The sequence below is a fragment of the Peribacillus sp. P4_D6 genome (assembly GCF_056401795.1).
The window spans coordinates 1-8845 of record NZ_JBFUIQ010000143.1 but is presented as its reverse complement, the minus strand read 5'-3'; the positions used below and the strand labels follow the sequence as shown (position 1 = coordinate 8845).

Annotated in this window: 10 protein-coding genes, 1 pseudogene and 2 riboswitches; of the genes and pseudogenes, 5 read left to right on the top strand and 6 right to left on the bottom strand. The window is 42.4% G+C overall.

What is annotated here, in order from left to right:
* From AC1DVB_RS23260 to AC1DVB_RS23245, 4 genes and pseudogenes are all read right to left on the bottom strand, one after another.
* Positions 1-92 (bottom strand): annotated as a pseudogene (locus AC1DVB_RS23260) (precorrin-6A reductase); the annotation flags it as partial.
* The gene (locus AC1DVB_RS23255; protein ID WP_239861101.1) at positions 89-1009 is read right to left on the bottom strand and encodes a sirohydrochlorin chelatase; all 921 of its coding nucleotides are present in this window, start codon (positions 1007-1009) and stop codon (positions 89-91) included. The pseudogene AC1DVB_RS23260 and the gene AC1DVB_RS23255, both read right to left, overlap by 4 nt.
* An 18-nt stretch (positions 1010-1027) precedes the next feature.
* Positions 1028-2665 (bottom strand): precorrin-3B C(17)-methyltransferase, encoded by a 1638-nt coding sequence (cobJ, locus tag AC1DVB_RS23250; protein WP_477591150.1) that lies wholly within the window; start codon positions 2663-2665, stop codon positions 1028-1030.
* A gap of 14 nt (positions 2666-2679) precedes the next feature.
* Positions 2680-3048, bottom strand: a complete 369-nt coding sequence (locus AC1DVB_RS23245; RefSeq protein WP_477591148.1) for a (2Fe-2S) ferredoxin domain-containing protein — start codon at positions 3046-3048, stop codon at positions 2680-2682.
* 152 nt (positions 3049-3200) lie between these two features.
* Positions 3201-3390: riboswitch (cobalamin riboswitch) on the bottom strand.
* Between the two features lie 201 nt (positions 3391-3591).
* Positions 3592-3787, top strand: a riboswitch (cobalamin riboswitch).
* Between AC1DVB_RS23245 and AC1DVB_RS23240 the strand changes: the two genes are divergently transcribed.
* The 5 genes from AC1DVB_RS23240 to AC1DVB_RS23220 all read left to right on the top strand — a co-directional run bounded on the left by AC1DVB_RS23240 (position 3771) and on the right by AC1DVB_RS23220 (position 6648).
* Complete coding sequence (locus AC1DVB_RS23240; protein WP_264641018.1) at positions 3771-3899, top strand: hypothetical protein; 129 nt, start codon at positions 3771-3773, stop codon at positions 3897-3899. It overlaps the preceding riboswitch by 17 nt.
* Before the next feature lie 65 nt (positions 3900-3964).
* Positions 3965-4708, top strand: coding sequence for an energy-coupling factor ABC transporter permease (locus tag AC1DVB_RS23235; protein ID WP_477591146.1), 744 nt, complete (start codon positions 3965-3967; stop codon positions 4706-4708).
* A 1-nt stretch (position 4709) separates the two neighbouring features.
* A complete protein-coding gene (locus tag AC1DVB_RS23230; protein ID WP_034312516.1) occupies positions 4710-5021 on the top strand; it encodes an energy-coupling factor ABC transporter substrate-binding protein in 312 nt (103 codons plus the stop codon).
* Positions 5008-5784: a cobalt ECF transporter T component CbiQ gene (cbiQ, locus tag AC1DVB_RS23225; protein ID WP_284145197.1), complete on the top strand. Its 777-nt coding sequence runs from the start codon at positions 5008-5010 to the stop codon at positions 5782-5784. The genes AC1DVB_RS23230 and cbiQ overlap by 14 nt, the downstream gene beginning before the upstream one ends.
* 18 nt (positions 5785-5802) lie before the next feature.
* Positions 5803-6648 carry an energy-coupling factor ABC transporter ATP-binding protein gene (locus tag AC1DVB_RS23220; RefSeq protein WP_477591144.1) on the top strand — a complete coding sequence of 282 codons (846 nt, stop codon included), beginning with the start codon at positions 5803-5805 and terminating at the stop codon, positions 6646-6648.
* Between the two features lie 104 nt (positions 6649-6752).
* On the opposite strand, the gene AC1DVB_RS23215 is transcribed toward AC1DVB_RS23220, so the two are convergent.
* Positions 6753-6965 carry a YozQ family protein gene (locus AC1DVB_RS23215; RefSeq protein ID WP_057275929.1) on the bottom strand — a complete coding sequence of 71 codons (213 nt, stop codon included), beginning with the start codon at positions 6963-6965 and terminating at the stop codon, positions 6753-6755.
* Between the two features lie 165 nt (positions 6966-7130).
* Positions 7131-8558 (bottom strand): alanine/glycine:cation symporter family protein, encoded by a 1428-nt coding sequence (locus tag AC1DVB_RS23210; RefSeq protein WP_057275930.1) that lies wholly within the window; start codon positions 8556-8558, stop codon positions 7131-7133.
* Positions 8559-8845: the final 287 nt, after the last annotated feature.

Genomic DNA, 8845 nt, shown 5'->3' with positions numbered 1-8845 from the left:
GTTACAACAGTTGCCAAAACCTTGTACCCCACCTGCTGCATCTCAATCGCTAATTCCCTTGCATCACTTGTACCCGCCAAGAACAAAATCATTTTGATGTCCCCACCGCTTGCCCATCATGATCATGGTGATGATCATGGTCGTGGTCGTGATGGTGATCATGATCATGGTCGTGGTCGTGATGGTGATGATGGTGAGCATGTCCATGTTCCTCGACATGTTTACGATAGTTTTCCAAATCACGCGCCCCGCTTGATTTGCCTTCACTGGCTTCAATTACTCGTTCTTGCAGAATGTTCTGTAAGGTTGGATGATATCCAAAATACTTTGCCAATATGAATTCTCGATCATGATATTGCTCTTGATAGCCTTTCAGCATATCCTCCATTCTTTCCATCAACACCCCAGTGAAGAGGAAATATGGCAACATCACAATTTTTTTTGCCCCTAATCGGATGCATCGTTCAATACCTTCATCCACGTGAGGGTCCGTTACACCCATGAAGGCTGTTTCAACCCATTTAACGCTTAATTTTTCCCATAATAATCGTGAAATTTTATATATATCACTATTGGCATCAGCATCACTGCCACCTCGGCCAATTAGCAATATCGCTGTCTCAGAATGTTCAGAGGTCGTATCGAATCCCGCTTCCTCAAGACGGTCTGTCAGGATCGTCAATACATCATGGTGGACCCCGATCGTTTGGCCGTATGTGAATTTCACTTCTGGATACTTGGTTTTCCCATCCTCTATTTCAGCTGGGATATGTAGTTTCGAATGTCCTGCATGCAACAAAATGATCGGTATGACGATAACTTCAGTAGCCCCTCGTTTTACACAATTATCGATTCCTTTGGATATATTCGGTGCCGCAAATTCCAAGAAGCACGTTTCCACTAGGAAACGCCCGTCCAATGCCGGAATCATATTTTCAATAAAATGACGGACTTCTTCATTTCCCGAAGCCAACCGGCTTCCGTGTCCTACGAACAAAACTGCTTTCATTTACTTTCCCCCTCTTGATTAGTCTTCACAAGGCGCAGGCTCTATGTTTATTTTGGGAGCGATGTCCTGATAAGAAAAATTCTGTATCTTTTTCGAACGTTTGAAGTATTTAAAAAGCCGCTCATTTGGATGGGCATTTTGCTTATACTCGCCGACAATGTCCGTGATCAGTTCTACAAGCTGTTCCGGTTCAATGCCTTCCGCTACCGGCTGACCCGGATGGGCTGTTCTTCCAACCGGTTTAGCTCCAAGAAATAAGTCGAACTTCCCTTTTCGGAAGACAATCCCGATATCATCCATCACAGCACTATAACAAGCCATCCCACACCCATTAAAACCTATGTTCAGTTCCTTGGGCATGCTCATTCCGCCAAGCACCCGGTGTATTTCGTCCGCATAAGGAATGGATTCCGCTTTTTCACCATCACAGAAATCACAGGCTTTTAATGTCAGTACATCCCCAATTGGCGACAAAAGAAAGTTTGCTGATTGCAATTTCCCTGTAATGACTTCCGGATCCATTGTCGGGATCTTTAAGACGATTTTATGATTTGGCGTATACTCCATCGTTCCCTTTTCCCCGACAACTTCCGCAAGTGTCATCATTTGTTTGGGAGTGAATTGTTTATTCGCCACACCTGGACTAACGGCAAGTTCAAATACCGACTCCATTTTTTGCTGAACAATCGGCTGAATGGACTGCTTAACGACTTGACCCTTGACTCTTGACAGGGCCTCCATTGCCATTTCATAGGAAGCTGGCTTCTTTTCTGGTGCTTTTGTAAGTAATCCAACTCCTCCAGCGGACTCGGTTAAGGCTTCTTGATCTAATGCCCACGGTTCCGCTTCTTTTTGCAGTCGCTGATGCGGCTTCAATGTTTGCTTTTCCGAATTCAGCGTATATTTTCTCTGATAGCCTCTTGGTGTGATGATTTTGTCATCATATAAAAAGGTGGATGAATTACCGATAATGACGGTTGTCAACATTCCAATATCGTGATTCAACATATCCTGCAAATTGGTTATGACAATATCCTGCCTATCGCGATAAGCACTTTTCACCAACCCGACAGGTGTATCCGGCGAGCGGTAGCGAAGGAGAATCTTCTGTGTTTCAACAATTTGCCGGGTCCGCCTGCCGCTGCGCGGATTATAAAGTGCAATGACAAAGTCTGCCATTGCAGCTGCTTCAACCCTTTTAGCGATCAGTTCCCAAGGAGTTAAATGATCACTGAGGCTGATCGTACACGAATCGTGCATGACGGGCGCCCCAAGTAAAGACGCACATGAGTTGATTGCAGAAATGCCAGGAATGACTTCAATGYCCACTCCAGTTTCTTCTTTCCAGCCTTTTTCAATCAATACTTCATAAACCAACCCTGCCATCCCGTAAACTCCGGCATCCCCACTGGAAATCACCGCCACTTTCTTTCCCAGCTCCGCTTGTTTCACTGCTTCCTGTGCACGTGATACCTCTTCAGTCATCCCCGTACTTATGATCGTTTGATCTGTTAGCAGTCCCTGAATGAGTTCAACATAAGTTTTATAACCAATGATGTAGTCACTTTCTTGAAGGGCTTCGACGGCACGTTTGGTAATGTGTTCAAAATTCCCGGGCCCAAAGCCCACGACGAATAATTTACCGTTTGTACTCATTAAGACATCTCCTTTTACGCTTTGTTCTTTGAAATACYCGTATGAGCAGGAAAATCTGGATTAGGGGTCATTTCCCCGTCATTGTACTGRTAGATCATCTGTGGAACAAACTCACCATCATCGATATTACTGACGATCTGCCGACCGAAATCAGGCGTTTCCACTCGATACCAGTTTCCTTGGGGATAGGCAATCACAACGCAGGCATCCTTACATCTTCCGTTACAGCGTGTCCTCGTTGTATGGATTTTCAGATCCAGTCCTTTTGAAGCAATTTCATCGCGAATCGCTTGGGTTACTTCTTCCCCGCCCTTTTTCATGCAGCTGCTCCCATTACAAATCAACAGATGCGTATTTGTACCCGTCAAGTTCCAAGTAGTCATCTTCTTCCTCCTGAGTTCAGGGAAAAGGCAAAATAAAAAACCTTAACATAAGAGTCAAGGTTTTAAAAAAACTATATGAATGAGGAGCCAAAGGCAAGCATGCCAAATCCTCCCAAAATCGTCATAGTCCTTCTACCTTTCCCTCCGAAAAGTATCATGCAATTTTAAAAGCAGGTTTCCTGGCTTACGCTTCATTTTACTTTGTCCCTTCCCGGCATCATGCCAGTGGCTATCGACAATTTCATCAGCGTTTACAGTAGCGGGGGCTGCATCGGATTTTCACCGATTTCCCTATTATCCCTTGCTTATTCACACAAGGGCACTTTTAAAATGAAATATTTGGTTTTATTATACATTTCCAACTAACTTAATCTATCATATAACAACTTTGTCAAAATTCAATAGTTTATTCCGACTGTTTAGAAAAGTTTAAACGTGTAAAACCAGTTACAATCCTTTCCTCGCAACAAATTTCGGCCTCCAAAAAAAGATAGTGTAGCTGGAATTATTTCTTTATGGTACACTATACGAGAATTTTCTAAATAATTACATAAGTTTCATGGTGTTGAATTTCTCGGAATTCAGCTTAAAAGGGAAGCCGGTGAAAATCCGGAGCGGTCCCGCCACTGTAAAGGGAAGTTCCATTACGTTAACTTTAATCCACTGTCAAATGAGATGGGAAGGATGTAATGGGATGATGAACCAAAGCCAGGAGACCTGCCATGAAGCGTGAAACTGTTTCAGCCTACGAGGATGGGCGTGCGGATCAGGCAAAATGGCCCATGGTTGGTTCATGCTGCAAAATTCCTGTTCATTACGCACTTCTTTCCTTTGAGAGAAGTGCTTTTTAGTTTGGGCGCGCCGCTTTTCTTCTCAAGATTGATCAGAACAATAAAAAGTGTTGAAAGGAGAAAGAATGAAAAGAACCAATTGGAAAATTATTTATTTTGTCATTTTACTGCTTTTTGTCCCGAAACGGGMATTGGCCATGCATATCATGGAGGGCTTTTTACCCATAGAATGGGCTATATTCTGGTGGGCCGTGACGCTTCCATTTTTAATCTTGGGTTACCGGTCCATTAGGTCCAAAGTAAGGGAAAACCCAGAAACAAAAATGATACTTGGCCTATCGGGCGCATTTGTATTTATATTATCGGCCCTAAAGATTCCTTCCGTTACGGGAAGTTCTTCGCACCCTACCGGAGTTGGTTTAGGTTCCATACTATTCGGACCATTGGCCATGAGTGTGGTCGGCTCCATCGTTCTGTTATTTCAAGCTGTTTTACTGGCACACGGAGGATTGACGACATTAGGGGCCAATGCATTCTCCATGGCCGTTTGCGGACCCTTCATTGCTTACTTTGTCTTCAAGGCCGCAACTAAATTGGGATGGTCTTTTTCACTTGCCGTATTCTTGGCAGCTGCTTTTGGGGATTTGGGCACCTATGTGGTAACTTCTGTTCAACTTGCTCTTGCTTTCCCTTCCGAGGTAGGAGGATTCATGGCCTCTTTCAGTAAATTTGCAGGGATTTTTGCCCTGACCCAAATTCCCTTGGCCATCAGTGAGGGGTTATTGACAGTCGTCGTAATGAATTTCTTGAAAAAATACAATCTAGGCGAATTGAAATTGCTGCGRGTTTTATCTAAGGAGGCCCGTTAAAATGAAAAAAAGTTTACTGCTGCTTTTCCTGGTTGTCATTCTTGCAACCTTACCGTTAATCACCCAACAAGGAACGGAATTTGGCGGTGCCGACGGCGAAGCTGAGGAAGCCATCACTAAGATCCATCCGGAATACAAGCCATGGTTCAACAGTATTTGGGAGCCGCCAGGTGCAGAAACCGAAAGCTTATTATTTGCGCTTCAAGCTGCAATCGGAGCCGGTTTCATTGGATACTTCATTGGTGTGATGAGACAAAGGAATAAGCAAACCAAACAAGAATTAGCCGAAAAATCGAAGCATGTTACTCATTGATAAATATGCCTATTTCAATGGGCTAAAGGATGTACATCCGTTGGAAAAGATGGTTTTTGCACTTTCTCTTTTGCTGTTTTCGTTAACGGTAAGGGATATGGCCGTTTCGCTCATCACTTTTACGGTGATGAGCGCTTTAATCATTTTCGCGGCAAAAATCCCGCTTTCTTATTATCTTAAATTACTTCTATTACCAGGATTTTTTATACTATCAGGAACCATTACCATCCTTTTTTCTTTCACTAGTAAATTCACTTCGATTTCRAATATATGGTGGTCCTGGAAGATCGGGAATTGGCAAATATTCATCAGCGATGACAGCTTTGGTACGGTGGCCAATTTGATCACTGTCGTATTCTGCAGCATCAGCTGTTTATATTTCCTTACCTTAACTACACCCATTACCGTCATCCTATCCGTGCTGCGAAAACTTAAAGTGCCTTCGTTATTGGTCGATTTAATAGAATTGACCTATCGATTCATCTTTATTTTTTTAGATACGGCTTTGGCCATTCACCAATCACAAGCTTCACGGCTGGGGTATGGTTCGTTTAGGAAAGGCATTCGATCTCTCGGATTACTAATTTCATCATTATTTTTAGGAGTATTGCAGCGCTCTGGACAGTTGACGATGGCCATGAACGCAAGAGGCTATCAGGATAACCTTTCCTATATCGAGGATACTTACACCTATTCCTCACGCAATTGGCTGATCGCGATTGTCATACTAGGAAGCTTAATCCTTATTAATGGATATTTGTAAATTGGAGGCAACCCAACAATGGACGAGCATATTTTTCATATAGAAGGCCTCACCCATCAATTCGCAGATRGAACCTTCGCTCTAAAAGGACTTTCGCTAACGATCCAACAAGGTAAAAAAATTGCTTTATTAGGCAATAATGGTGCTGGCAAATCAACTTTATTCCTCCATTTAAATGGTCTATTACAACCTACTGCAGGAAAGATCAGATTTAAGGGCAAGAAAATGAAATATGACCGGAAAGCATTATTATCATTACGAAAGCAAGTCGGTATCGTTTTTCAAGATCCCGACTCTCAGCTCTTTTCCGCTAATGTACAACAGGATATATCGTTTGGACCAATGAATTTAGGATGGGATAGAATTACAGTCCAGGAGAAAGTAAATTGGGCAATGGCTGAAACGGAAGTAACCGAACTAAAAGACAGACCTACCCATTTTTTGAGCCTTGGGCAAAAAAAACGGGTCGCCATCGCAGGGGTACTTGCCATGGAGCCCGATGTCTGGCTCCTGGACGAGCCTACCGCTGGATTGGATCCTTATTTCTCAAGACAGATCATGAATCTGCTGGACAGTATCCACCACCCTGACAAAACGATAATCCTCTCAACTCATGATGTTAATTTTGCTTACCAATGGGCTGATGAAATCGTGGTCATGAACGATGGTAAGGTCATATACCAAGGGGACCCTGTTTCCGTTTTCCATGATGAAGACGTTTTGCTGCAGGCACATCTGGAGAAACCGTGGGTTTTTGAAATGTTTCAAGCCCTTCTTCAATCAAGGAATCTTGCAAAAAGGGACCTTTTCCCAAGAACAAAGGAAGAATTGCTTCAAAACTTGGAAACAGAAAAAATTTATTAATTAAGATCCCCTAGCTTCTGTTTCACCTTTCCAGAAGCTAGGGGACCCGATATATCTTTAAAATATTCAGCGATAATCCTTGTTCAAAAACAAAAACCTCAATATTACTTTTCTTCCTTCTCTTTTTTAATCTCAATATCTCTTCCGTTCACATCATCAATGACTGCCTTTATCTCGCCTTCCGCATAAGTATCCGAGACTTGTTCGTGGGTTTGAGCCAGTCCAGAAGATAAAGGATCTTCACGTTTATAATCGCTGACATCATATATTCTCCCGGCAACTTCTGAAGATTCATTTTTTGATTGCTTCCTATCCATTTGTTTCACTCCTAGTTTCTAAATTATCATTGCAGTATTAAAGACAAAGGTATTTTGTGTAAAAAACGAAGCAATATTCAATAATGATGAAAAAAGGGGGGGAAAGACGAAAAAAGCTTACAAGTAAAATCCCCTTTCAAGGACTTACTTGTAAGCTTAATGAACTTAGGCTTCCTTTTTCACATCCACATTATCGGATGGGTCACCCCAACATTCCACATTCTTCAAACCTTTAATATTGTTCACATGGAAAACTGGATTTTTCCCACTTTTCTTTTGCTTTTGATAATCCGCCAGTGCAGCAAAAGCAATTTTCCCTAGTAATGCTATGGCAATCAGGTTGATAATGGCCATAAGGGCCATAAGCAAGTCAGCCAGTCCCCAAACAAAATCCAGTGAGGCAAGCGAACCGAATATCACCATTCCTACGACTGCGACACGATAGACATTCAGCCAAACCTTATTTTCATTGATGAAGCCGATGTTCGACTCTCCATAATAATAGTTGCCCACAATGGAACTAAAGGCGAATAAAAGTACGATAATGGCAAGGAAAATACCTGCCCAAGATCCCAATGCCGTTCCGAGGGCATTTTGGGTAAGGACGATACCGTCCGTTTCCTTGGATGTATAAAGACCGGAAAACAAAATGATGAAGGCTGTCGAGCTGCAAATGATGAGCGTATCGACAAAAACACCTAGAGACTGAATGAGCCCTTGTTTGACGGGATGACTGACATCAGCCGTCGCACCAGCATTTGGTGCACTACCCATCCCGGCTTCATTTGAAAATAGGCCGCGCTTGATTCCCTGCATCATGGCAGCTCCCAGTACTCCGCCAGCAACTTCTTTTATTCCATGGAATGCACTTTCAAAGATCAAAGCAAAAACACCAGGTAACTCGGTAATGTTCATGATGATGATAATCAACGCCACTATTACATAGGCTCCAGCCATGATCGGAACGATGACTTCAGAGACTTTTGCAACCATTTTGATCCCGCCAAAAATGATGACAGCCGTGACCATAGCCAAGATGATTGCCGTAACCCACTTTTCAATCCCAAACGATTCATTGAATGCGCTTGTAATCGTATTGGCTTGTACCGAGTTGAAAGCCAATCCAAATGTAAGCGAAATCAACACGGCGAAAGTGATTCCCATCCAACGGGCATTCAATGCCTTTTCCATATAATAAGCAGGACCGCCGCGGAATGCATCCCCATCCTTGACTTTATAGATTTGAGCAAGTGTACTTTCAATGAATGCGGAAGCAGATCCGATCAATGCTATTAACCACATCCAGAAAACGGCTCCAGGTCCGCCCGTCGTGATCGCGATGGCAACACCTGCAAGGTTACCCGTTCCTACCCGCGACGCCGTGCTTATGCAAAATGCCTGAAAGGATGTTACACCTTTTTTATCCGCAGTGGCCCCTTCTCCCAAAAGCCTGAACATTTCCCCTACCATTCTGAATTGGACAAACTTCGTGCGGATGCTAAAATAAAGACCCAATCCAACCAACATGATGATCAATATGGAAGACCATAACACACCATTAGCCTCACTAATAAATTTTTCTAATAATTCCATTAAAACAAACCCCTCTACTTAACTCTGATTATTATTATAAAAACATATACAACTATAATTTATTTCCCCGTGCATCGAGAAGATAAACAAAAGAAGCCCGTAAAAAAAAGGAAATTCCACAATGAATCTCAAATACAATAATATATTATATCCTAACACTCCATTTTTTTCATTCATGAATTGGTGGAATCAATCGAAAAATATAATATATCAGTATCATTTCCTATAGATAATAATCATACTTCCTCACTTCATTTAACACTTCAACGTTAATTATACTCATATTC